We start from the raw sequence: 24,823 nt of genomic DNA on the forward strand, positions 1-24,823 counted from the left end.
CAGGTATCTTTTTTTCGGGCTCTTTGGAACATACGATACCTCCGCTGACCGTCGTAATGCATCAGAAGCGCAAGAGCATGAAAAGACATACCATTTCCGAACGTTAGTGTATCGGATGCCACCCAGTAATCTTCTAAAATGAAAGCGCAACCAACCTACAGGAGAAGGGGTACGACCCATGAAAGCGACAAAAAAGCCGTTCGCGTACACGCTTGCCACGGTCCTGCTTGTATCGGGAATACTGGCCGGCTGCGGCGATAAAAAAGAAAACGGCGCGTCCTCTGGCGACTCGGCATCGCCATCCGCGTCAACCACTCCATCTGCGTCATCCTCGCCTTCCGAATCGGAATCGGCATCGCCATCGCCGTCGGCATCCGAGGAGCCGGTCACCGTCGAGTTCTGGCACGCTTACGGCGAAGGAGAAGAGAAGGTACTGCTTGAGGAAGTGCTGCCTAAATTTAAAGAGAAGTATCCGAACGTTACGATCAAGGCGACGCGCATGCCGACGGATAATCTCGACAATCAAGTGCTGACGGCGGCAGCGGGCGGCGCGGTGCCGGATCTGATGCGCATGGACAATACGTGGATCGCGCGGATGGCGGACGCAGGCGCGCTGCAGCCGGTCGACGATTTCCCCGGCTTCGCGGACATAAAGAGCAGTTCTTTCGAAGGGCCGATGTCGACGAACTATTTTGACGGCAAATACTACGGCATCCCGCTCGATACGAATACGAAGATCGCGATCTACAACAAGGAATTGCTGGCCGAAGCGGGCGCGACGGAGCCACCGAAGACGATCGACGAACTCGTCGCACTGGCTAGGACGCTGAAGGCGAAGAAGAAATTCGGCATCACGATCGGCGGCCCGGACGCATGGAACATGCCGCCATGGTTCTGGACGCTTGGCGGTACGATCACCGATCCGGAATACAAGCAAGCGACTGGCTATTTGAACAGCGATGCCAGCGTTAAGGCGTTGGAGACGATCGTCGGCTGGAACGATGAAGGTTTGCTCGCGCCTCCGATTCTCGGCGGTCAGCCTGGAACGTGGGAAGGACTTCGCGGAGAAGAAGGCAAGGCGAAGGCCTCTTATATGATGATTAACGAAGGCCCGTGGTTCTTCGGCATTCTCGGGGACGCGGTGAAGGACACGATGATTCCGGCGAAAATGCCGAACGGACCCGATGGCAAGAGCCACTCGGTCATCGGGGGCCAGGATCTTGTTTTCTTTAACGGCGCGAAACATCCGGAAGCGGCTTGGGCGTTCGCGCAGTTTATGCTGACCGACGAAATCCAGACGCTGATGGCGGTCAAGACCGGCGCGATCCCGGTAACGAAGTCGGCGGCCAACGCCGATGCGCTGAAAGGCGTCTATTACCTGGATAAGTACATCGCCGAGATGGAGACGGCATATGCCCGCACGCCAAGCGCGAAGTGGAACGAGATCAGCGATATTTTCGGCAAGGCTTTCGAGTCGGCGCTCCGCAAGAAGGCGAAGCCTAAGGAAGCGCTGGATAAGGCGGCGGCAGAGATCGACGCGCTGCTGCAGGCCAAGAAATAACAATCATCGTTAGCTGCGGGCAAGCGACCGGCGGGTTCTACCGGCTGCTTGCCCGCTTGCGCGGACACTGGAAAACCGGGAGGGATCGGCATGAATCGTGTCCTGAAGCAATATTGGCAGGTGTCGCCTTTTCTGGCCGCCGGCGTGCTCCTGACTTTCGTCTTCGTTCTGTACCCGCTGGCGAAAGGCATTCATATCAGCCTGTTCGATTATAAGGTCATTCGTCCGTCTGCTAGCACATTCTTAGGGATGGACAACTATCGAAAGGTGTTCAGCGACCATACGGTGCTTATCGCGCTGCGGAATACGGTGTTGCTCGCGCTCGTGACGGTGCCGGGCCAGTGGGCGTTCGGTATTTTGCTGGCGATGCTGATTAATTTGCAGTTCGTACGCGCTAAAGTGTTTTTTCGGCTGGTCTATTATTTGCCGGTTATCAGTTCGTGGATCGTCGTCTGCTACATGTTCCAGTTTCTGTTCGCGGACGGCAGCTCCGGCATTGTCAACTTCGTGCTGACCGATGTTCTTCATCTCGCATCCAAGCCGATCGCCTGGGTGCAGAACACATGGACGGCGAACGTCGTCGTCTGGATGGTCAGCATCTGGAAAGGGATCGGCTGGGTGATGATTATGTATCTCGCCGCGCTGCAATCGGTGCCTCGTTCGCTGTATGAAGCGGCCCAGATCGACGGGGCGAAAGGCGCGCGCACCTTCCTGCACATTACGCTGCCTCTGATGCGGCCGATGACGGCGTACGTCGTGATCAATCTGATCGTCGGCGCGTTCCAGGCGTTCCTCCAGGTGTTTCTGATTACGAAAGGCGGGCCGCTCGATTCGACGCATTTGCTGAATACGTATTTGTTCAAGCAGGCGTTCGAATATTTCCACTTCGGCTACGGGGCGGCGCTTAGCGTGATGATGGGCTTGCTGATCTTCGTTCTGACCTATAGCCAGCAGCGAACGTTCGGACGGGACCGTATCGAATATTAGTAATTTAGAAGACAACGAGAAGCGATTGATTGCGAAGGAGCTGACGGCATGAGAGTGGCGAACGCATGGATCGTCCATCTTATTTTGATCGCGGGCATCGCGCTCGTGATCGGCCCGTTCGTCTATATGATTCTCACTTCAATAACGACCGATAATTTCAGCTTGCCGAGTCCCTACAAGCTGATGCATAGCGGGAAGACGCTGTCCAACTATGTGGAGGCGTGGAACAAAAACCATTTCTCGCAATATTTCGTGAACAGCATCTTCGTTTCTTGCGTGACGATGGTGCTGGCGCTGTTCATGGCTTCCATGACCGCATACGGCTTCGCCCGTTTTCCGTTTCCGGGCAAGGAGCTGCTGTTCCGCTTGTTCCTGTTCTCGATGTTCGTACCTTCGCTGCTGAACTTGATTCCGCAGTTTATTATTCTCAAGTCGCTCGGTCTGGTGGACACATACGTCGGGCTGATTCTGCTGTATGTGAGTACGGGAATCGTAGGCAGCACGTTTTTCCTGCGAGGCTTCTTCGAACGCATTCCGATGGAGCTGGAGGAATCGATTGTTATCGACGGGGGAGGGCGCTGGCGGATTTACCGGACGATCTACATTCCGCTTTCACTGCCGGCGATCGGCACGCTGGGCATCTTCAGCTTCTCCGGCACGTGGGACGAATTTCTCGTCGCCTTGACGCTAATCAAGACGGAGGCGCACCGGACGCTGCCGATCGCGCTGCAGCTTTTCCGAGGGCAGTATGCGACATACTACGGGCTGTTCTTCGCTGCTTCGATGATGGCGTTGATACCGATCATTCTTATTTTTGTTATTTTCCAAAAACAATTCGTTAATCCGAACTTGTCCGAAGGGGGCGTCAAAGGTTAATGAGCAACACGAGAGTCGAACTGATTCCGGACAAGGCGATGTATCGTCCGGGCGAGCCTGTGCGCTTGCTTGTGCGTGGCAAGGCGGGAGAACCGCTGGTCGGCTGTGCCTATGATTATACGGTATGGGAGCTGCGCAAGGTACGGGCGTCCGGAAGTGGCGTAACGGGTGCTGACGCGGTCATCGAGCTCGGTTCGTTCGCGGGGCTTTCCGCCGGTTATGGCGTATTTATGAAGCTGACGAGTCCGGACGGGCACATGCTGGAGGCGGAGACGGCGTTCGATACCGGAATGCATTGGCGGGAGGCGCCGCGGTACGGGTTTCTGAGCGATTTTACGCCGGACGAGGCAGGCAAGCTAGAGGATGTAGAATTCGCGCGCAAGCGGCACTTGAATCTGATCCAGTTCTACGACTGGATGTACCGACACGATCGGTTGCTGCCGGACCCGAATGAGCAGCCGTTCGTCGATCCGCTCGGTCGGTCGATTTCCCACAATGTCGTCCGCGAGAAAATCGAGGCGCTGCGTCAGCGCGGCATCGCGGCTATCGGTTATGCCGCCGTTTACGGCGCGCTGCCCGACTATATCGAGCGCCATCCCGAGCAAGGACTGTATCAGAACAACGGCAAGACACACTCGCTAGGCAACTATTTTCACATCATGGATATATCCGCGGACTCCGACTGGACGTCGCATATCATTGAACAGTTTGTGACTGCGACGAACGCCATGGGTTTCGAAGGCCTTCATTTGGATCAATACGGATTTCCCAAAAAAGCGATCCGCCACCCGTCGCGCGGGGGCTATGTCGTCGATCTGCGGGAGCTGTACCCGGCTTTCATCAATCTTGTTCGCGAACGGCTGCCGTACACCGGCCTTATTTTCAATAATGTCAGCGGTTTCCCGGTGGAGACGACGGCGCGGGCGCGGCAGGACATCATTTACATCGAAGTGTGGGACCCGGCGACAAGGCTTGGCGATCTGAAGGCGACGATCGATCTGGCGCGCAAGCTTTCGGGCAAACATGTCGTGCTGGCGGCGTATTTGCCTGCCTTCCATCCGGAGCGGAATCCGGATCTTGCGAGCGCCGAGATCGGGGCAACGCTGACGATGGCGTCCATCTTCGCGAGCGGCGGCTATCATCTGCTGTTGGGCGAGAACGGCAACGTGCTTGCGGACAGCTATTATCCGAAGTATGGCGCAGTGTCGGAGCGGTTCGCCGGAACTTTAGCTTGCTACTATGATTTCATCGTCATGTATCGCGAATTGCTGTTTGACCATGTGCTCGACGACATTTCGCTGACGCATACCGGCGGAATTAACACCGAGATCACATTTGCCAAAGATGATGCGGTGTTCACGCCGAACGGCGGTCCGAATGCGGTATGGACGATCGTGAAAGAGAAGCCGGGTTATCTGGTCATGCATTTGATCAACCTGTGCGGCGTAGACAACGATGTCTGGCATGAAGGAAAAAGCAGTCGGCCGGATGCGCTTGTCGGTGTTGAGGTGAGGGCCGAGGTGTGGGAGGAAATCGAAGAGATTTTCTGGGCAAGCCCGGACGGCGGCAGCATTCGACCGGAGCCGCTGGGGTTCGAGTGGCAGTCTAGAGGAGAGCATGTAGGCGACTGCGTGCGGTTTACGCTGCCGCGGCTGGACTATTGGTCGATGATCGTCATTCGGCTGAAGGCTGGAAGGCCTGCGAAACCACAAGACTAATATCGATAAAAACGGCCGCGCGATGGGGAGTTACCCACTGCGCGGCCGCTTTCGTTGCTAACGGTTAACTAACAGTAATGTGGAAGTCGGTTCCTTCCCAACGGTCAGTAGATGGTTCGAGCACTCCGTTGTTATTGTCGTCCCACAAGAACGTGAAATCGACGGTCGTGCCTGTTGTGAACGGTCCGATCGACGTCTCGTGGTTGAGCGCCGCATTGCTGGAGCCGTTGCTGCGCATTTTGCTGTCGGCTACGCCAGTCCACCCATTCACGCCCCAATGCGCCCATCCTTGCTCGCCGGTGCGGAACGTGACGCGGTAGCCTGCGGGAACAGAAGTGATTTTCCGATCGAACTGCCATATATACGTCGGGTTTAGCGCCAGATGATCCAGATTGATTGCGCCGGAATTGCCGGATGCGTAGTACAACACGACAGTATGGACGCCCGGCTTCAACCGCGTTGCCACCTCGGCGTAATCCCATGTGTTCCACGAACCAGTTGAATCGAAAGAGACAGTGCCCGCAAATTTGCCGTCCACGTAGACGTTGCGGGTCGCGTTCGATCCTCCGTTCGCATAACGGAAACGAAGTGCATAATCGCTATCCGAAGTTGCGTTTACAACGAACGATACGCCGCTGCCCGACGAGGAGAATCCGTCAACGAAGCCCGAACCGGTATATCCGGCGTGGTTCGTATTGGTTGTGGTGCTCGATTTGATCTCCGTCTCGGCTTCATAGATTGCATTGACCGGATTCGTGAACGACCGCTTCATATAAATCATGTCCCAGTATTTCAGACTCGGCAGCGTGAACGAGACGTATTTGCCGGTCGAATCCGTTCCCGTGGTGAACGTCAGACTTGAAGTCGCTCCGTGATTCAGATCAGGGGAGGCGACATACACGTTGCTGATCGACTCCTGGTTGCCGATATAGATTTTCATCGGTACGTTCGTCTGGAACGTCGGTTGCGAGGCGCTGTTCCGCCATTGATTGTCATTGCCGAGCAGGTTGATCAGATGAACGATGTTGTAGTCCGGCGTCCGCTTCGGAATGTACCAAACCGTATTCGCCAAGCCGTCTCCGCTGGCCGTTACACCGCTCATGTTGATGAACTGAAGCCCGGAATCATTCGTCGTAACGTTGCTGTCGAACAGCAAGTTTTCATACGCGGTAATAAAGTTGTAGTGATCTTTCATCGCCGACTTGAGCGAATTGCGCATGCTCTTGCTCTTGTTCGGATAGTATTCGTGCGGGAGCATTTGGTTGTCGTCGCCAAGCTCGATGTGTGTTGCGCCGCTTGCCGCCATCATTGCGTCGGCCAGCCGGATCGAGTGGTCATCGAACGTGCCGAGCGTCAAGCTGTCGAGATTTATTGCACCTGCGTTCATGCCGCTGTTGTCGTATGCCAGCTTGATCGTATGCGTCCCCTGAGTCAGATCCACCTGGTACCATGCATCCTGTGACCACGTGTTCCAATTCGCTTGGTTGAGGAAGTACAGCTCATACTTGAATGTGTTGTCTACGTACAGGTTGCGGAAAGCTGTCGCCCCCGTAGCGTTCGCGTAACGGAATACGAGCGAGTATTTGCCGTCCTCGGGCACGGTTACGGTGAACTCGACGGAATCGCCGACGCTTGCAAATTGGTCGACGAAACCGGTGCCCGTGTAGCCGGGGTGGTCGGTGTTCGTGCCGACATTCGTTAATGTCGCCGACTCCGCCTCATAGCGGGGACCGATATTCTCGCCATAGTCCATATAGGCGGCGAGCACGACCGCTTTGTTGTTGCTGTTCTCGCGCAGCGATTCGATATAATCTTTCAACTGCTTGTAGCTGTTGGACAAATACCAGATTTCACTGTAGTTGAAGTCCACGTTGGCGTTCTTGCTGACGTCCTCGGCAGCCCAACCGTTCACCGTACCGTCGACGATGTTGAATGCTAACCGGTTGTGCGTCGAATTGTTCGTCGTAAGCTGGCTCTTCGCTTGGTTGAGGAACGGGGTGAAGCGCTGCGAAAGGTCCACGGAAGAGCCGCCGTACAAGTAGACGTTGCTGCGCTGGCCCATCTGGTCGACATGAATGCCGTCGAAACCGGCCGTGTTGATCGCATCCTTGTATTCGCCCATGATGTAATTTTGCCAGTTGGCGTTGTTCGGGTCGAACATGTACAAATAAGTGCTGCCATCGCCGAAGTCGACGTCGTGCTGGCTCGCGTGGGCGTTGTCCTTGTACAGACCCCACGTCGGGCTGACGCCAAGCGACGAATAGTTCTCGCGGGAGGCGTAGACCATCGCATACGCCATGGCCGCGCCGTTCACATTATGGACAGCGCTGATCTGGTTCTGGATCGTCTGCCACGAGATTTGCCGATCGAACAGATCGTTCCACGTCGCGTCGACTGTGCCGCCGGTCCGCTTGAACAGTTTGTCGTGCCGCCACATCCAGTCGTAGAATTGCCAGGCGTTAATATGGTAGTCTTGCGCGAGCGTATTCACCTTGGCCGAGCTTTGGAGCGCTGTCTCCGCGCTCGGGAACTCGCTGATATAGCCGTAGCGCGGATACTTTGCGAAGTCGCTGGACACGTCGATCGCCGTAGCGCCGGAGCCGAATGCACCCGCGTCGACGCTGACGAAGTAGCCGCGGAAGTCGGTGCCGGGCGTGGTCCAGTTGAACGTGATCGTCGTCTTCTGATTGTTACTCAGCGTAACGGCCTGGGAGGTCGTGTGAACTTGCGTCTCAAGCTGATACACTTTGAGATAGACTGTGCCGCTCCAGGTCGAGCCGGTCGTATTGCTCAAGTCGACGGAGATGACCGCCGTGTTCCCGGGAGAGTATCTCGCCTTGTCGGTGTACACGCGCTGCACACCGCCCGTTGCTGCGGCCTGCGAGTTGCCGGTCCATCCTGCTGGGAAGAGCGAGGCGGTGAATAAGACGATCAGCAAGGCAGAGACGATGGCGGTAATCGAATGGAAGCGCCGTGCCCGTACCATCATAATGATCCTCCTTCGGATTTCAAGATTGGCGTACGGAAGCCGCTCGGTCCTCGTATCTTCGTGCCGAACGGATTAAGCGAACAGACCACCTCCTTGCCATTAGCATAAATAAAACGCTTACATTTGGATATCCACTATTTTCCGAATTCGGTGTCGTATATTAGGCAATTTGCGGTAGTCCCCGAGTAAGGGAGCGGGCTTAGGATGGTGGAACAGACGGGATTATCGGTGGCGGGGAGACGGTACAGATAGCATTTTACAAAGTTCGACTTATCTTATAGGATAGTATGTGGTGTGAACGGATGATCGGGGGAGGCGTACGGAAAATGAAACAATTGTATCATGTGCTGGGGGCCAAACAGTTCGGAAGAGACGAGCTTGAACGGTTGTTCGAATCGTCGCACGAGATGGAAGGCGTCGTGGCGCGCGGCGGGGACAGACGGCATCAAGGCAAAATCATGACATCGCTGTTCTTCGAGGCGAGCACGCGGACGCGGTTGTCATTCGAATCGGCCATGCATCGGCTCGGCGGCAACGTCATCGGCACGGAAAACGCTTCGCAATTTTCCTCCGCGATCAAGGGCGAGACGCTCGAGGATACGATCCGCATCATCAGCGGATACAGCGACGTTATCGTCATGCGGCACACGGAAATCGGCGCGGCCAAGCGGGCTGCGGCAGTTGCCAACGTGCCGGTGCTGAATGCGGGCGACGGAGCGGGCGAGCACCCGACGCAGGCATTGCTTGATGGGTATACGATCCGCAAGGAGTTCGGAAAAATCGACGGACTGAAAATCGCGATGGTCGGCGACCTAGCGTACGGGCGGACGGTCCACTCCTTGAGCTATATTTTGGCCAATTATCAGGATGTTATGATTTACTACATCTCCCCGGATAACGTGAAAATTCCGGCCAATGTGAAAAAGTACATGGACGAGAAAGGCATCCGCTATCAGGAAACGACGGACCTGGACTCGGTTGCCGGCACCATCGACGTGCTGTACCAGACGCGGATCCAGAAGGAACGTTTTCCATCGATAGAGGAATACGAGAAGGCGTCCGGCCTATACATCGTCGATGGCGAGCTGCTGTCGCGCATGCGCAAAGACGCGATCGTCTTGCATCCGCTCCCTCGTGCCGGAGAAATATCCGAGGAGATCGACAACGATCCACGCGCAGCGTACTTCCGCCAAGCCGTGAACGGCGTATACATTCGGATGGCGCTGCTGGACAAAGCGCTTAGCGAATCGAAATGATTTAACCGAACAGTGTTTGTTGAAGGTGCGGGTGGGCGCGTGATATAATAAATGTCCGGCTGCTCCCGCGCTATCAACGCGCGTAGGGCAAGTGAAGATGAGGCGAGAAGGCAGGTGAAGGAAAATGGGCAAGAAAGATCAATTCGATAAGCCGCTGGCTCAGAATAAGAAGGCGTCCCATGACTACTTCATCGAAGAAGCCACCGAAGCCGGCATGGTGCTTACGGGCACAGAGATCAAGTCTCTTCGCACCGGACGCGCCAACCTCGGCGACGCGTTCGCCACGATCCGTAACGGCGAGATGTTCCTGCACAACATGCACATCGCTCCGTTCGAGCAAGGCAACCGTTTCAACCCAGACGACCCGACTCGCGCTCGCAAGCTGTTGCTGCACAAGCAACAGATTACGAAGATGCTCGCTGCTGTCAAACGGGACGGATATACGCTAGTTCCTCTTCGCGTGTACATCAAGAACGGCTACGCGAAATGCCTGATCGGCCTTGGCAAAGGGAAAAAGCAATACGATAAGCGCGAATCCGATGCCAAACGCGACTCTCAGCGCGACATCCAGCGTATTCTCCGCGAGAAACAGAAGGTGTACAAGTAAGTCAGCTGTTGGTAACGTTGGCAGCATTATTTTCGCATCATGCAGGGCGTACGTGATATAATAAACAAGTAAGACGAAAGTCATTCAGCGTTTGTTCTCCTCTTCCGATGAGGAAGAGATTCCTGGTTTCCGCTCAGAGATTGGACGGATGACCACCTTTAGGGGCCGTTTTTGGATTCGACGGGGGTAGAACGAGCGTGGGTAGCGGGTAGTAGGGCTGCGGCTGCTTCAACAACGCGGAAAGCCATTTAAACGGCAAACAACAACCAACTTTAGCAGCAGCCTAAGAAACTGACTGTTAAGCTTCTACTCTCCATCGCCCATGTGGCGGGATAGGGGCCAACTCTAGTGGGATACGCTGTCTAGTCTCCGCCTGGGGCTAGCGGAAGAAGACAATCAGGCTGACCCGAAGAGAATCCGGTGACAGGGAGTCTCTAGGGTGACATCAAATCTGTCACTACACCCGTAGAAGCACATGTGGCGTTGCCTTCGGACAGGGGTTCGACTCCCCTCGGCTCCACCATAAAAACTCTGACCGCACGAGGTCAGAGTTTTTTTGTGGAGAAAATCGGGGAGTCGCCCCGGTCCGAAGGAGGACAATGGGGTTCGATCGCGCGCAGGTCTGCAAGGCAGACCGAGCACGGCATCTCATTCTACCGCTAAGAACGTCATCCTCGAGTAAACTTCGTCAGCAACTTTAATCATGAATGGGATACCCCCGCGGCGAATAAAGAAAAGTGACCCAAGAAACCGCCACGCAGTAGTCGGTTTTGTTTGGGGAGCCTTAACGGGGGTTGTCTCGATTTCACAGGAGGACATTGGGGTTCGATCGCACGGAAGAGTGTGGAGCAGTCTGAGCACGCAATTCAATTCTACCGCTAAGGTTGTCATCGTCGAGTCTTCTCTGTCAGCAAGTGTAATCTGGAACTTAATTGGAGACGATTTTATGAATGTCATCGTACAGATGTTGCAGTATTCCATAAATCAAAGTATCCTCTTTCTAGACGATATCGTACAGATGAGGAGGCGAGTAGGATTCCAAAAGTTATTGTCACGGAACTTCAATGGATTGAAATAGGGATGAGGCAATTTGCACAAAGCGGAGTAAATGGCTTAGTCATTGAAAAAATGTCATCAGAGTTAGGTTGCAGCAAGAGCAGCTTCTATTGGTACTTCAAAAATCGCAAAGAGTTTATCTCGCGAGTAGTTAATCAATGGAGTGAATTATCGACACAGCTTGTGATCTGTAACTCATCCGTTCCTGAAAAGACAGAGGATAAAATAATAAATATGCTGGATCAGATGTTTTCTGCGACGAGAAAGGGTGATTTTTTATTCTACTTAAGGAAGTTAGGAAAGGCACAACAATCTTTTCAGGGGCTTCTCGAAAATATAGAGCAAACTAGATTGGATTATGCTAAGGAGCTCTTCGTAGAGGCAGGTATGGATTCAGTTGTTGCTGAGCAGAAGTCACAACTCTTATATCATTATTATTTAGGATGGTACGAACGAAATAAGCATGTTCAGGTTGAACAAGAGGAGCTAAATCGACATGTTAGTATGCTGCGGCAACAACTGCTCGGAATTTAAAGGGGGAGTATGATGGTGGGTATGATTACATGGACTGAGGCGAGCGTTCTATTTCTGCTGAGCGGAATACATTTTTATTGGATGGCAGGAGGGAAGTTAGGTGTTTTCTCTGCGATTCCGAGCAGGGGATCTGAATTGGTATTTTATCCATCTAATGTTGGAACAGGCATTGTAGCGGGAGCATTGGCTTTAGCAGGTTGGTTTGTACTAGAGCTTGGTGAAGCGGTTGAACGTACATTATTCCCCGATTGGTTATTGATGTATGGAGGATGGGTTTTAGCTTTCGTGTTTATTATCCGAACAATCGGCGATTTTCGCTGGGTTGGTTTTTTTAAGAAACATAAAGGTACTTTATTTGCACAAAGGGATACCATGCTCTATTCCCCATTGTGCCTGTTAATCGGAGGATGTTTGATTTTCCTTACCAATAATTGATGAGAGGGCAGTGACATCAAATCTGTCGCTGCACCCGTAGAAGCACATGTGGCGTTGTCTTCGGACAGGGGTTCGACTCTCCCCTCGTCCTCGTCAGCCATTCAAACAGGAATTGGATACTCCCCTTAAGACGCTACCATACAAACAACTCCCCAAGAAACCGACACGAAGTAAGTCGCGTTTCGTTTGGGGAGCTGTGAAGCGAGGGGAGTTGTTAGACCCCGATTCCTAAAAAGGAAAAGGGGGTTCGATCTCGTGGGGGACTGTCAGAGCATTCTGAGCACGGTCCTCGCAAAGAGAAGTGGTGCGGCTATCTGGATGGGGCAGTTGGCGGAGAATCTACCTTGACGGTTTTTCTTACGGATCCAGCGTAGTGACAACGGGAGTTTCTGTTGATGACTTGAACTGTTGGATACAACTTCTCTTACTACGCCGTATAGAACAACGAAATGAATGTAAACTAACGGTGATCGACTGCCTAGGAATGTAATTCACGAGCGGTCTATCCACGTTATTCTACGGCTCAAATCTAAATTATAGTATAATGTTACTACTAAATGGGTTGGAAAACAGGGGAAGAGGAAACGGATGCCTAAGATTCTGGTTGCTGACGACGATGCGAACATTCGTGAACTCGTCTGTTTATTTCTACGCAACGACGGATTAGAAACCGTCGAAGCCGCGGACGGCAAGGAAGCTCTGAACGTCTATCACTCGACGCCCGTCGATCTTGTCGTGCTCGATATTATGATGCCGATTATGGATGGATGGACGTTATGTAAGGAGCTCCGAAGGGCCAATCCCGATCTTCCGTTACTTATGCTGACCGCGAGAGGCGAAACATGGGAGAAAGTGAAAGGGTTCCAACTCGGGACGGACGATTATTTGACGAAGCCGTTCGATCCAATGGAGCTGACGGTTCGGGTTAGGGCCTTACTGAAACGATACCGGATCGATTCGACGCAGGTCATTCGATTCGGCAACGTTATCCTTGATCGGCAGACCTATAAGGTGACGAGAGGGACGGAATCGCTCATGCTGCCGCCTAAGGAGTTCGAACTCCTCTATAAGCTCGCCGGAACGCCCGGACGAATTTATACGCGCGAGCAGTTGATCGATCAAATTTGGGGGATCGATTACGCGGGAGACGATCGAACGATAGACGTACATATTAAACGTCTGCGCGAACGGTTCGCGGCCACGCCCGAATTTCGCATCGAAACGGTGCGCGGGCTTGGCTATCGGCTTGAGGTCTACGAATGATCGGATCTTTATACACGCGCGTAGTCCTGACATTTCTAGTCTCCGTCATCGGGGGTACAGCCATTGCTTTATTGATGGCAACTTGGATATTTAAAGACCAACTGAACGAAAGCTCAAAAGTCACTTTACGTGGTTTCGGCCAGGACATCGTCCGCATTTACGAAACATTGCCACTGCAGGAAGCGGACTCGTTCGTGAGCGGAATGAAGCAGCTCAATTCTTATCATATTCGAATTTATGATGAAACGGGCCAGTTCCAGTCTTACGGGGATCTTAACGAACGCTCCACTGTGACTGCGGAACAAATAAAGAGAGTACTCGATGGAGAAGTTGTTGAAGTCGATAAGACTACAACTGAACCTAATCTCCTAGGTTTGCCGCTGCAAACGGAAAAAGGAACGAAAGCGATGTTTGTGGTGCCGCTTGTCCCTTCCTCTTCTTTTATCATTACATTGTTATTGAACTTTGTGGCGTATTCGTTGTTAGCAGGAAGTTTAATCATTCTGATTGCCGCTATATTCCTGGTAAGACCGCTCAAGAAGCTAACCAAAGCGACAAAGCGGATTGCAGCCGGGGACTTCAACGTCAAGCTGAATATTAAACAAAAGAGCGAGCTTGGAACGTTAGCCCGCAGCTTCGAGGAAATGATGCACGGTCTGCAGCAGCTTGAACAGATGCGGCGGGACTTCGTTGCCAACGTGTCGCATGAAGTTCAGTCGCCGCTTACCTCGATATCCGGTTATGCTTTAGCGCTCAAGCAAGTAAACATCGCAGATAACGAGCGAAGCCGCTATCTCGATATTATCATCGCCGAAGCAGAGCGGATGTCCAAGATGAGCGATAGCCTGCTGAAGCTGAGTTTGCTTGAATCGCAGTCGCAGCAGATGCGGCTGGTCACGTACAAACTTGATGAACAGATAAGAAGGGTCATCGTCGCGATCCAGCCTCAATGGTCGGCTCGCAACATTCGGTTCGAGCTCGAGTTGCCGACGCTTACCCTAACGGCTGATCATGACCTGTTAAACCAGGTATGGACCAATATACTCGGCAATAGCATCAAATTTTCCAAGGATGGCGGCGTTATTAGCGTCAGCATGAAACAAGAGATCAAGAGCGTAACCGTCCGAATATCCGACACGGGCATTGGGATTTCGCTCGAGGATCAGAAGCGTATATTCGAGCGTTTTTTTAAGGCGGATCGTTCCCACAGTCGCAAGTATGACGGCAGTGGTATGGGGCTCGCCATCGTTAAACAGATCGTATCGCTTCATCAAGGAGACATCCGAGTGGAAAGCGAACCTGGCCGAGGAACGACCATCATTGTCACCTTGCCAATCACAACTCCGACAGATAGTTAGGAGTGATATATGGAATAGGTCGGATTGTCTACACCACTTCCTCTATGCTGTGGCTCATGTGCAAGCTTCCTTGCATGTAACGTCCCAGCATTTTTTTGGTTGTTCATATTCCGTTCATATTGTCGTCATAGGGAGTACATCTTCAGTTGATATGCTTTCCTTAGCGGCTTTGTTATGACAGCCGGAATAAACCAACGAAGACGGGAGAAGATACAAGTGGAGCAAAAAGAGACGAAAATAAGGACGGGTACGAGAACAAGTAAAATATTAAAAATTCTACTTAAAATAATAGTAGCAATAATGTTACTAATCGTACTTTTTCTAGCCATTGTTTATATCGTTAATATTGTCAGCAGCAAATCGGAAGAGGGAAAAATAGAACACTATGGTCAATTGGTACCTGTAGACGGGAAAAAGATGAATGTTCTGATTCAAGGAGAAGGCGAAAAAACGGTCGTGTTGCTGCCCGGTTATGGAACAGCTGCGCCCGCCCTTGATTTTAAGCCGCTAATAGAAGAGCTAGCCCCATTTTACAAAGTCGTCGTGGTTGAGCCTTTTGGTTATGGATTAAGCGATAGAACCGACAAGGAACGAAGCACGGCGAATATCGTGAGTGAAGTCCATGAAGCTTTGCAAAGTCTTAAAATTGATCGCTATATTCTAATGGGTCACTCCATTGCAGGCATTTACGGACTGGATTACGTGAATAAATATGAAAACGAAGTGAGTGCTTTTGTCGGGATCGATAGCAGCGTACCAACTCAAGGCGGTATGGATGCTGAATTCCCGATAGGAACTTATAAACTGCTCAAAAAATCAGGTTTAAGCAGATTGGTCATGAAACTAAGTGCAGACCCCTATGCTGGTCTCCCGTTTAATGATGAAACAAAAGAACAATTGAGAATGATCTCTCTCAAAAACTTGTTTAATTCCAGCGTCATGAATGAAATGGAAAATATTTATCCTAATTTTGTAGCCGCTAGAAATTTAACATTCCCCAAAAATCTGCCGCTTATTTTCTTTATCCAAGCGAATAATACAGATACTGAAGGATGGATACCACTGCATGAAGAACAAGCCAAACAGTCTGTACATGGAAAAGTGATGATATTTGAAGGAGGACATTATTTACACCATACACGGTCAAAAGAAATCGTTGAAAACTTAAGAATGTTTATGGAAGAAGTAGAATAAGGCAAGATTCAAGAGTCGAATGATTCACAAATGTCCCGATTTACTTTGGCGGCTTGGCGTTGAATCCTACTTGACCGGACTCGACGTTTATTAAGTCATGTGGTCGAGGACAACGGGGGGCAAAGACAAAGGAAGAACCTATCAGTTCGAGATTCCTGTTAGCGACGGGCAACTGAACGTCGATTTTCTAGGGCAGGTCGACGAAGCCTTGGTTAACGGAATCGTCGTGGAACGTCTATACTAAACAACGGGAAGCCTTCTTGATTGAGAAGAGGGCTTCCCGTTGCTTTATCTTAAGGCGTTTCAAGTAGTCAAAGTTATAGAATTACGGCCAGCCAATGCCTGGACTTCGGCTCTCGGATCATAATAAAATAATCCCGCTCAGCCTTTAAGCCGGGCGGGATTCTGTTTAGTTAATTTTGAACCACGCGCCGCCTTTGCCATCATAGCTCCTGCCAAACGCGATAAGCGGGTTGGCATCGTCTGTTTTAACCTGGAACGAGACCCAACCACTATCTGAAGCTCCGACATAAAGTTTTGCGTCGAGTTCTGGATCTGGAAGAACAGTTGCGCGTCTAACATAATCTTTTCCGCTTGAGGAGACAAGTGTGAAATCGTACTTTGAAATGAGAACCTGCGAGTCTCCTTTAGCGTTTTTACTCACTCCAGCATTAATTTTTGCGAGTACATATTCATATCCAGCTTCCGGTTCGTCGTTAAACTGGTTTGCTTCTTGAATAAGCTTCCATGCTTCTGCACCCCGAATAACCGCTTCGACTTTTAGAGTCACTTGGTAGTCGTCAGAATAATCTTTCTTGCCGAATGTTACAGTCGATCCCACCGATGCAGGATTGCTTCTCGAAAGCCCTGGAGATGCTGGGGGTGGAGTTGTCGCAGGCTTCGGCTCATCAATCTTAATAATTCCGGTTTTAGAGTCTACTTTTGTTGTAACTCCTTTTAAGTTTCCAGACAGCGCTGTTATAGGTATGTAAGGGGTCCCGTTGATCACCTTAATATCTGCCTTTACTGACTTTCCGTTAATGACAAGGGAATACTTTACTGCTGCATAGGCACCCAATGAAAATGAAGCGACAACAAGCGCCATAACAGTTGAAGCGATCAAAAGTTTTTTCTTCATAGTAGCTCCTTTTTTGTTTTTATAGGATTGTTTACCTTTGTCGTCATCATTTTACATTAAAGTTCGGAATTTGGCGATAAGTGGAAACACGGTAAGTCGTATAACGGGTCTTCAAAAGTTTAAGTTCGGCCCATTCCGAAGGAGGACATTTGATGGCGGCCGAAATGAATTTTTGCGTAAAATGAAGAAGTAAGGAACGGTAAGAAAATTCGGGCTAAAAGGAGAGTGTCCCTTATGCTTCTCAAGGGGGAAGAGTTGCAAGCTATTTTGGATAAAGCTGCGGAACAAGCCAGGAAGGAAGCCAAGCAAGCGGGGGCGTCCATTTATTATATTCGGGAAGAGAAGAGAATCCGCGAGTCGGCGGACGGACAGAAGTTTGAAATATTGATTGATGAATCGGGTAAGCGGGTCGAACGGGTTCTGCATGAGCAGTAATCCAGTAGCTGCGGGACGAGAAGCGGTGAAACGAATTCGCGCTCTCATTGCTGCTAAGAGTAACTTTGCAACCGAGACGACGTTGTCAGGCAGTTTTGCTCTTCGTCATATGCATATAGCTAAGGAACAAGGTTATCGGATTGTTCTCTACTATATCGGACTTGAGGATGTGCAGATGCACATCGACCGGGTCGCATCCAGAGTCGAGCAAGGAAGGACATTCGTTGGAGATATGGTCAATCTCTTCAAAACTTGAGCCCGGCTCTGGGGATAGCTAATGAAGTCGTTATTATCGATAATACTGATGCACCAACAATTATTGCCGAGATCGTCTCGGATCGGCTCCTACATTGCATTGAGGGACCTCCGGATTGGGCGATGCAAGCATTAGGCAGGTATAAAAATTGATTGTTCGAATCATAAAGAAGTGCTTCTGCGGGGTAAATGCAGAAGCGCTTCTTTATGATAAAAGTGTCTTTAGTCTCTCTGAGTGTGGCAAAGCGGGAATAATGGAGGTTATTTCCTGTTGCCTGTCGAATATGGAGATATTGGCATGCATATTGCGCTAGCAGATTAGGCCAGGGGTAGATCATATGAGGAGTGGTTGATGCGGTTTCACGGCAAGCGAATCCGCGCTCCAATTCGTAGGTATATCAGCCGAAGGAGACGTTTGTCGAATGGCACGTCCGAAGTTTTTAGAGGGCCTGCCAGATATAATACTTCTCGTGGATAGCTTTTCTCATCACCCATCACACCTCAGTAGGGGGCCCAAATGAACGAAACTGCACTGCAGCATGCACCAGAACTTCAGTTAATTTACAGCTTGAAACCGGAGTTAACGTCGTTCTGTTATAGAATGCTAGGATCGATCGATGACGCAGACGATGCCGTTCAGGAAACCTTTATTCGCGTTTGGCATAGTTGGGACTCATTCCGACAAGAATCCTCATCTAAAACATGGGTTTATCGGATTGCTTCAAATATATGCTTGGATAAGCTAAGACAAGCTAAACGGAGAACTCGCCCCGTCGACTTTTCCTCTCCCGCGGCATCCATTATCGCACCCAGTGAAACGCTCCCGGACTCATCCTGGATCTGGCCTGCCCCCGCATTCTCGGAAAATCCGGAAGAAATACTCATTCGCAAAGATACCCTTCAACTCTGTCTGATTACACTCTTGCAAATTTTGCCTCCACGCCAACGTGCCGTTCTTCTTTTGAAAGACGTATTTGAGTGGTCCTCCAAACAGATTGCAGAATCGTTAGGAATGACGCCGGCTGCAGTTAACAGCGCCTTGCAAAGAGCCAGAGAAACGATGGATCGGGCGAAACTCCGTTCTGAAGAATACACCTTAATGGAGGTCCAGCCTGATCATGATCTGCTATCACGGTATGTGGAAGCTTTTGAACGATTTGATATCCATGCACTTGTAGCCTTGTTTCATGAAGAAGGCCATATGTCTATGCCGCCTTTTCCTATGTGGGTGCAAGGCAAGGACGATTTGTTCCAATTTTTTTCGCTTACACGCTGGCATTGTGCCGGATCCCGGTTTTTGCCTATTCAGGTGAATGGCGGTTACCCGGCTTTTGCGCAATATATGCCGAGTCATGACAAAACCTGCTTGGTCCCCTGGGGAATTCACGTCATTGTGATGAAGGACAAGAAGATTTTTCACATCCAAAATTTCATCAACACCAAGTTATTCACGCGATTTGGGCTTCCTGAACAATTAGACCGATGAGTATAGCAAATGGACGACGTCTAACGGTTGCCACGGCAGCCGTTTTTATTTGCTCAACTATCGAGCAGGATAGTTTAGATGTGCCAATTGCTTTTTGTGGAAACATCCTCCAATTCATATCGTCTAATTAACTACAGACAAATATGAGGGAGATGAAACGTTCCTATGAAAAGGTTTAGAAGCTTCTTAATCATCATAATCACCGCACTTGTCTTATCCGCATGCTCGTCGTCCAAATCGAACGACGTTGACTCGCCATCAGCAAGTCCGACGAGTACCGCGGATCCGGCAGCGCCAAGCGATACGGCAAGTACCGATCCCTCGGGAAGCCCGCAAACCTCATTGTTCGTCGAAGTGAAATCGGGCGGCTCGATCATTCAGTCGTATACGTTCAATGACAAGTTGGAGAACGCCGTTTTCCGCAAACACACTTCGTTGCCGTACGGGGTTTACGTACCGGAATTCATGGATCAACGAGAATTTTCCGAAGGGGTGGAGTGGGGCTACGGAGAGCCGAGAAACTCTTTCGCTATTATGGACGGCAGCTTGATCCAACCGGAGTTTCAGCAAACCGAACCCGATCTGGCAACGTATAAGGAATACGTGGGAACGGACCGGAGCGACCCGAAGATGGAATACGACTATTTCTCGTTCCATGGTGAATCGCATGAATTGATCATCCGCTTTGCATATACGATTGAGGAGAAGGCGGAGGCACTTAAGCTGTTTCTGGCCATGATTACGTCGCTTAGGGAAACGCATTCGAACGAGGACTTCAAAGCCGGCGTGTTCTTGACTTATGACGAATCGTCGCTGGACGAAACCCAGAAAGCGGTGCTGCAATGCGCTATGGCGAGCATGGACGCGATCATTGCCAGGGACGCGAAATCATTCGCGAAAACACTGGAATCACAAGCTATAGCGGATGCGTTAAGTTTTTTGATCGACGACGGAAATCTGTACCGGTTCGAAGAGCTGGAATCGATCACGGCGCTGGACGAGAAAAGATACAATGTCAACGTTGTCTATAAGAGGCTTAGCGAAGAGAGCTTCTTATTTAATTCCAGTTATGCATTCACGGTGAGAAAAAACAAAGACGGCGAATGGAAAGTTGCGAATATCGACTAGGGCAAGATGGATATTCGGCTCCTGAATTCATGTCGGATGGCCGTCAATTTGCGTGTCCGGCACTTCTGAGTCGAAGACTCTGTCACCTTTGATCGCCCTCGTGTGTTGTAGAAAGTAAGCAGTTCTATCTAACGAAGGGAGGAGAGCCCCTCGGAAGACGAGACGATTGAACGATCCGTCAGGCGAGTGCAAGAAGGCGAGACGGATGAGTATGTCAATGTCATACGGGCGTACCAGCAACCGATTTACCGCTATTGCTTGCGGCTTCTGGTCAACGCGCAGGATGCGGAAGATGCGGCACAGGATATCTTCATCAAAGCTTTCGAGTCAATCCGGCACTATCGGCGTATGATCAGCTTTTCATCGTGGCTGTACACGATCGCGTATCGCCACTGCCTCAATCTGCTCCGCAAACGCAAATACCAGCTGCAGCTGCTGCCTCGACTGCTGAGAACCGACGCTGCGGCGGAAAGCCCGGAGCAATCGCTCGACAACCGGCTGTTCAGCCCGGCCTTGACGGCCGCACTCGCCGCTTTGTCGCCGGAAGACCGCTCGCTGCTTATCTTGCATATTTTCGAGGAGCGAACGTATGCGGAAATAAGTGAAATTACGGGGCAAAAGCCGGATGCATTGAAGAAGAGAGTCAGCCGAATGAAGGAAAAAGCACGCAGCTTAATACGAGATTGGCGGGAGGAAGAGCCGTGGAACGGGAACAATCAGCCGGTCAATGGGAATATTTGAAGCATCATGCCGTACCGAATGAAAGGCTCGCAAAGGTAGACATCACGGAGCGAGTGATGGCTCGCGTCACGGCCGGGCAACCAGAGAGAAGCCGGCTGCGCCGTCATCGTGCTCGGATATCCTTCCCGGCCGCCGTACTGATCGTCGTGTTGCTAGCCTCCGCTTCGGCGTACGCGGCCAGCGCAATGATCGAAATCCGCAACAGCTCCGGACAAGTGACCATTCAATCCGCCATCGGCGATCGCGAACCGTCGACACCGAAGCCGTATGTGTACGTGGAGGATCCGATGCACAAATACGAAGAACGGGTTATGACCATGCTCAAGCCTGGACAAGTGCTTGCTTACTCTATTCATAACGGCACAACGAAGCCGAAGATCGATTTCCGATTCAATACGGATAGCGACACGTATGCAGCCTTTGCGGAGATGGCGGAGAAGGTTTCGGCGCCGTTCATCCCGGAGCCGACGGATGTGCCCAAAGACTTCAGGCTAGTCTATGGCCGAGTGGTCCCCGTTCTGCCCAGCCCCAAGGACGAGCGCACCTCTGCCGAATACGCCCGGCTGCAGGAGCTGTTCGAGCGTCAAGCGGCCGAGAAGCCGAGTCGGGATCTGCTCGTCGAGCCGGTCCATTGGTCGGGAGCGTTGCATTCGGAGCTCGTCTACGCGAACCTGGATACGACACTTACCATTCGGGCCGTCAAAGCCGTAAGGATGGAAGTAGAATGGCCGTCGACGTACAACCAGCGCAAAGTCGAATTCGGGAATGTCGAGGTCGTCTTCAGCCAGGGATCGAACATCGTATTAGGCAGCGAACGGCAGTCCGTCGAATATGACGACTTTCAAGCGGTGTGGCAAGATGAGAAGCTTGGTCAGCTCATTACCGTATCGGCAACGGGCAGAGGACAATTGACGGAAGAACGGTTTTTGCAAATTGTTGAGGGAATGATAGTCGGTTAAGCGCAACGGCGGTGTTTTGTATACGGTGAACAAAGAGGCGGCTATCCCCATTTATTGGAGGGGTAGTCGCCTTTTTATTTCAGATTACCGGCGCCAACGTTCCCCCTACCTTCCACAGTTGGCTTAATCCCACGAGATGGTTATACTTGTATTATCATGTTGGACTAAGGGCGAATCGACTAATTACGAAAGAGGAACAAACCTCATGCATCACGAGTTGTTAATTATCGGCGCGGGGGCTGCGGGATTAGCGGCTGCCGTTACTGCGAAGGATCTAGGCATCGACGCCGCGATTCTCGAGAGAAACGATAAGATCGGGAAAAAAATATTAATGACAGGCGATGGCCGCTGTAATCTTACAAATGAATCTACTGCGATAGATGCGGAAGATGAAATGGCCGACCTATCGCGCAAGTTTCACTGCAACCAGGCTGGATTCCCAATGTCGGTACTGCAGCAATTTGGCATCCGGCAAACCATCGACTTCTTCTTTGGACTCGGGCTTCCGCTCACCACATTGAAAGAAGGAATGATGTATCCAATGTCGCTGCAGGCTGCATCGGTGCTGGATATTTTTCAGCTTGCGCTGGAGGATCGGAATGTTCCCGTGATCTTCAATACCAAAGTAGAGGATATTATTGTCCAGGCGGAGCATCCACGGTTTACGGTCGTATGCAAGACGACGATAGATGAGGTAGAGGAGCAGTCGGTTTACACAAGCGACTACCTGTTTCTATGTGCCGGCGGTCTTACCGCTCCGAGTGCGGGGACCGATGGATCGGGTTATACGCTTGCCGGGCGTTTGGGGCATACCTTGATCGAAACGACACCGTCGATTGTGCAATTGAAGGTGCAATATGCGCATATGAAGCAGCTGTCCGGCATCAAACTGCAGGGCAAAGCTCATGTCAATGTCAACGGGGAAGTCGTTCGCAGTGAAGCGGGTGAGATTCATTTCGCGGAATATGGCCTATCCGGGCCTGCCATTCTCCAAATCAGCCGAGAGGCTGCGTATCATCTTGCAAGAAGAGATGCGGTGACTGTAACCGTTGATTTGATGCCGGGCCGCACGGAAGAGGAACTCGTCGATTTCATGGAGACGCATTGGGGGATTTTCGGACATCGAGCGGTTGTGGATTCCTTTATCGGCATCTTGCATAAGAAGCTGGTTCCTGTATTGCTGAAAGAGGCAGGGATCGACGAGCAGCCTTATTTGCTTTGCCAGGACCTGTCGTGGAAGACGAAGAAAAAATTTTATCGACTGCTGAAGCATTGGGAATTTAAGGTGACTGATACGAACGGCTTCACGAATGCGCATGCAACAGCCGGTGGCATCGATACAACAGAGCTAGTTGAAGGAACGTTGGAATCCAAGCGAGTGCCAGGGCTTTATTTGGCTGGAGAGGTAATGGACGTGGACGGGGATTTTGGCGGCTATAATCTGCAATGGGCTTGGAGTTCAGGCTATGTGGCTGCAACAGCGCTCGCTAAACAAATTTCAGAGGGTGCAAAGACCAAATGAATAAGAAACAAACTTCTATGCACCACCAACTGATCGTTATCGGAGCTGGCGGAGCTGGCCTAACAGCTGCAATTACAGCACGGGACTTGGGTATTGATGCCGCCATTATTGAAAGCAACGACCGGATTGGGAAAAAGGTATTAACGACGGGCAACGGGCGCTGTAACATTACGAACGAATCGACTGCAACGGGGACAGATGAAGCAGTAGCTCTCGCACGTAAATATCACAGTACGCAAGCGGAGTTTCCGCTGACTGTGCTGGAGCAATTCGGTGTCCGTCAAGCGATCGATTTCTTCTTTACGCTTGGACTGCCGCTGATCAGCTTGGAAGATGGCCGGATGTATCCAATGTCGTTGCAGGCTGCAGCGGTGTTGGAGATTTTTCAGCTGGCGTTAGAGGATCGGAATGTTCCCGTTTATTTCAAAACCAAGGTGCTGGATGTTGTCTATTCGTCGAATCATCCGCGCTTTACGATTAAATGCCAGACAGAGAACGAGGAGCCGGTTGTGTATACCAGCGAATACCTCTTTCTATGTACGGGGGGCCTTACTGCTCCGAAAACAGGGACGGACGGCTCTGGTTATGTGCTTGCCGAGCGTCTGGGACATACGCGGATCCACCCTGTGCCGGGGATTGTACAGCTGAAGCTGGATTATCCGTATTTGAAGGAACTGTCCGGCATCAAATTCGAGGGAATGGGCCGTATCATCGTAAGAGATGAAGTCATCCGCAGTGAATATGGCGAGATTCTTTTTACTGACTATGGCATGTCTGGACCGCCGATTCTCCAGTTAAGTCGAAAGGCCGCCTATCAACTCGCGAGAGAGGAAGAGGTGATCCTATCGGTTGATTTGATGTCGGGGCGTACAGAGGAAGAACTCGTCGAATTTCTGGAGATGCACTGGGGGATCTTTGGACATCGGACTGTTGCGGATGCATTTGCAGGTATTTTGAATAAGAAACTGATTCCTGTTCTCCTGAAGGAGGCGGGAATCGATGATCAGCCGCAGCTGCTTTGCCAGGATTTGTCGTGGAAGACGAAGCAAAATTTCTATCGACTATTGAAGCGTTGGGACTTTAAAGTGACCGATACGAACGGCTTCACGCATGCGCAGACGACAGCCGGCGGCATCGATACGGAGGAGTTAACAACAGGGACACTCGAATCCAAGCTTGTACCGGGGCTTTATTTAGCTGGCGAAGTGATGGATGTGGATGGAGATTGTGGCGGCTATAACCTCCAGTGGGCCTGGAGCTCCGGTCATGTGGCCGCGAGGGCGCTTGCTAAACAACTTTACGGCGGTTGAGATGGATATCTCCCT

Annotated in this window: 22 protein-coding genes, 1 other RNA gene and 1 pseudogene; 22 read left to right on the plus strand and 2 right to left on the minus strand. The window is 51.3% G+C overall.

Translation table 11 applies throughout. The features are described from left to right. Nucleotides 1-178 precede the first annotated feature (178 nt). From ACFPOF_RS01015 to ACFPOF_RS01030, 4 genes are all read left to right on the plus strand, one after another. Nucleotides 179-1,561 carry an extracellular solute-binding protein gene (locus ACFPOF_RS01015; RefSeq protein ID WP_378128736.1) on the plus strand — a complete coding sequence of 461 codons (1,383 nt, stop codon included), beginning with the start codon at nt 179-181 and terminating at the stop codon, nt 1,559-1,561. Nucleotides 1,562-1,651: 90 nt separating this feature from the next. Continuing rightward, nucleotides 1,652-2,548 (plus strand): carbohydrate ABC transporter permease, encoded by an 897-nt coding sequence (locus ACFPOF_RS01020; RefSeq protein ID WP_378128738.1) that lies wholly within the window; start codon nt 1,652-1,654, stop codon nt 2,546-2,548. Between the two features lie 48 nt (nt 2,549-2,596). Continuing rightward, on the plus strand, nt 2,597-3,424 hold the full coding sequence (locus tag ACFPOF_RS01025; RefSeq protein ID WP_378128740.1) for a carbohydrate ABC transporter permease: 828 nt from the start codon (nt 2,597-2,599) through the stop codon (nt 3,422-3,424). Beyond that, a complete protein-coding gene (locus ACFPOF_RS01030; RefSeq protein WP_378128742.1) occupies nt 3,424-5,142 on the plus strand; it encodes a glycoside hydrolase family 66 protein in 1,719 nt (572 codons plus the stop codon). Before ACFPOF_RS01025 ends, ACFPOF_RS01030 begins: the two co-directional genes overlap by 1 nt. A 64-nt stretch (nt 5,143-5,206) precedes the next feature. On the opposite strand, the gene ACFPOF_RS01035 is transcribed toward ACFPOF_RS01030, so the two are convergent. Continuing rightward, nucleotides 5,207-8,131, minus strand: a complete 2,925-nt coding sequence (locus ACFPOF_RS01035; RefSeq protein ID WP_378128744.1) for a glycoside hydrolase family 66 protein — start codon at nt 8,129-8,131, stop codon at nt 5,207-5,209. Between the two features lie 326 nt (nt 8,132-8,457). On the opposite strand from ACFPOF_RS01035, the gene pyrB reads away from it, so the two are divergent. The 9 genes from pyrB (at nt 8,458) to ACFPOF_RS01080 (ending at nt 16,078) form a co-directional block, all read left to right on the plus strand. After that, complete coding sequence (gene pyrB / locus ACFPOF_RS01040) at nt 8,458-9,387, plus strand: aspartate carbamoyltransferase (RefSeq protein ID WP_378128746.1); 930 nt, start codon at nt 8,458-8,460, stop codon at nt 9,385-9,387. 124 nt (nt 9,388-9,511) lie between these two features. Then, nucleotides 9,512-9,994: an SsrA-binding protein SmpB gene (gene smpB / locus ACFPOF_RS01045; RefSeq protein WP_378128748.1), complete on the plus strand. Its 483-nt coding sequence runs from the start codon at nt 9,512-9,514 to the stop codon at nt 9,992-9,994. A 161-nt stretch (nt 9,995-10,155) separates the two neighbouring features. After that, nucleotides 10,156-10,517: a transfer-messenger RNA gene (gene ssrA / locus ACFPOF_RS01050) on the plus strand. A 557-nt stretch (nt 10,518-11,074) separates the two neighbouring features. Beyond that, nucleotides 11,075-11,584 carry a TetR/AcrR family transcriptional regulator gene (locus ACFPOF_RS01055; RefSeq protein WP_378128750.1) on the plus strand — a complete coding sequence of 170 codons (510 nt, stop codon included), beginning with the start codon at nt 11,075-11,077 and terminating at the stop codon, nt 11,582-11,584. A gap of 12 nt (nt 11,585-11,596) precedes the next feature. After that, nucleotides 11,597-12,019, plus strand: a complete 423-nt coding sequence (locus tag ACFPOF_RS01060; RefSeq protein ID WP_378128752.1) for a DUF3995 domain-containing protein — start codon at nt 11,597-11,599, stop codon at nt 12,017-12,019. 588 nt (nt 12,020-12,607) lie between these two features. Next, complete coding sequence (locus ACFPOF_RS01065; protein ID WP_378128754.1) at nt 12,608-13,282, plus strand: response regulator transcription factor; 675 nt, start codon at nt 12,608-12,610, stop codon at nt 13,280-13,282. Beyond that, a complete protein-coding gene (locus ACFPOF_RS01070) occupies nt 13,279-14,640 on the plus strand; it encodes a sensor histidine kinase (protein ID WP_378128756.1) in 1,362 nt (453 codons plus the stop codon). Before ACFPOF_RS01065 ends, ACFPOF_RS01070 begins: the two co-directional genes overlap by 4 nt. Before the next feature lie 216 nt (nt 14,641-14,856). Then, entirely contained in the window at nt 14,857-15,834 is a 978-nt protein-coding gene (locus ACFPOF_RS01075) for an alpha/beta hydrolase (protein ID WP_378128758.1), read from the plus strand. A gap of 97 nt (nt 15,835-15,931) precedes the next feature. Continuing rightward, the gene (locus tag ACFPOF_RS01080; RefSeq protein ID WP_378128760.1) at nt 15,932-16,078 is read left to right on the plus strand and encodes a hypothetical protein; all 147 of its coding nucleotides are present in this window, start codon (nt 15,932-15,934) and stop codon (nt 16,076-16,078) included. Nucleotides 16,079-16,243: 165 nt separating this feature from the next. Here ACFPOF_RS01080 and ACFPOF_RS01085 read toward each other — a convergent pair whose 3' ends face one another. Next, on the minus strand, nt 16,244-16,972 hold the full coding sequence (locus tag ACFPOF_RS01085; protein ID WP_378128762.1) for a DUF4352 domain-containing protein: 729 nt from the start codon (nt 16,970-16,972) through the stop codon (nt 16,244-16,246). A 234-nt stretch (nt 16,973-17,206) separates the two neighbouring features. Between ACFPOF_RS01085 and ACFPOF_RS01090 the strand changes: the two genes are divergently transcribed. From ACFPOF_RS01090 to ACFPOF_RS01130, 9 genes and pseudogenes are all read left to right on the plus strand, one after another. After that, on the plus strand, nt 17,207-17,407 hold the full coding sequence (locus tag ACFPOF_RS01090; protein WP_378128764.1) for a hypothetical protein: 201 nt from the start codon (nt 17,207-17,209) through the stop codon (nt 17,405-17,407). 25 nt (nt 17,408-17,432) lie between these two features. Beyond that, entirely contained in the window at nt 17,433-17,663 is a 231-nt protein-coding gene (locus ACFPOF_RS01095; protein WP_378128766.1) for a hypothetical protein, read from the plus strand. A gap of 336 nt (nt 17,664-17,999) precedes the next feature. Further along, nucleotides 18,000-18,140 (plus strand): annotated as a pseudogene (locus ACFPOF_RS01100) (phosphorothioated DNA-binding restriction endonuclease); the annotation flags it as partial. Between the two features lie 39 nt (nt 18,141-18,179). Next, entirely contained in the window at nt 18,180-19,148 is a 969-nt protein-coding gene (locus ACFPOF_RS01105) for a sigma-70 family RNA polymerase sigma factor (protein ID WP_378128768.1), read from the plus strand. Between the two features lie 165 nt (nt 19,149-19,313). After that, complete coding sequence (locus ACFPOF_RS01110) at nt 19,314-20,276, plus strand: hypothetical protein (protein ID WP_378128770.1); 963 nt, start codon at nt 19,314-19,316, stop codon at nt 20,274-20,276. Between the two features lie 186 nt (nt 20,277-20,462). Continuing rightward, the gene (locus tag ACFPOF_RS01115) at nt 20,463-21,017 is read left to right on the plus strand and encodes an RNA polymerase sigma factor (protein ID WP_378128772.1); all 555 of its coding nucleotides are present in this window, start codon (nt 20,463-20,465) and stop codon (nt 21,015-21,017) included. Continuing rightward, on the plus strand, nt 20,978-21,976 hold the full coding sequence (locus tag ACFPOF_RS01120; protein WP_378128774.1) for a hypothetical protein: 999 nt from the start codon (nt 20,978-20,980) through the stop codon (nt 21,974-21,976). Before ACFPOF_RS01115 ends, ACFPOF_RS01120 begins: the two co-directional genes overlap by 40 nt. Before the next feature lie 205 nt (nt 21,977-22,181). After that, nucleotides 22,182-23,498 carry a BaiN/RdsA family NAD(P)/FAD-dependent oxidoreductase gene (locus ACFPOF_RS01125; protein ID WP_378128776.1) on the plus strand — a complete coding sequence of 439 codons (1,317 nt, stop codon included), beginning with the start codon at nt 22,182-22,184 and terminating at the stop codon, nt 23,496-23,498. Then, nucleotides 23,495-24,808, plus strand: a complete 1,314-nt coding sequence (locus tag ACFPOF_RS01130; protein WP_378128778.1) for a BaiN/RdsA family NAD(P)/FAD-dependent oxidoreductase — start codon at nt 23,495-23,497, stop codon at nt 24,806-24,808. The genes ACFPOF_RS01125 and ACFPOF_RS01130 overlap by 4 nt, the downstream gene beginning before the upstream one ends. The last annotated feature ends 15 nt before the right edge of the window (nt 24,809-24,823 follow it).

The sequence above is a fragment of the Cohnella soli genome (assembly GCF_042655525.1).
Classification (GTDB): Bacteria; Bacillota; Bacilli; order Paenibacillales; family Paenibacillaceae; genus Cohnella; species Cohnella soli.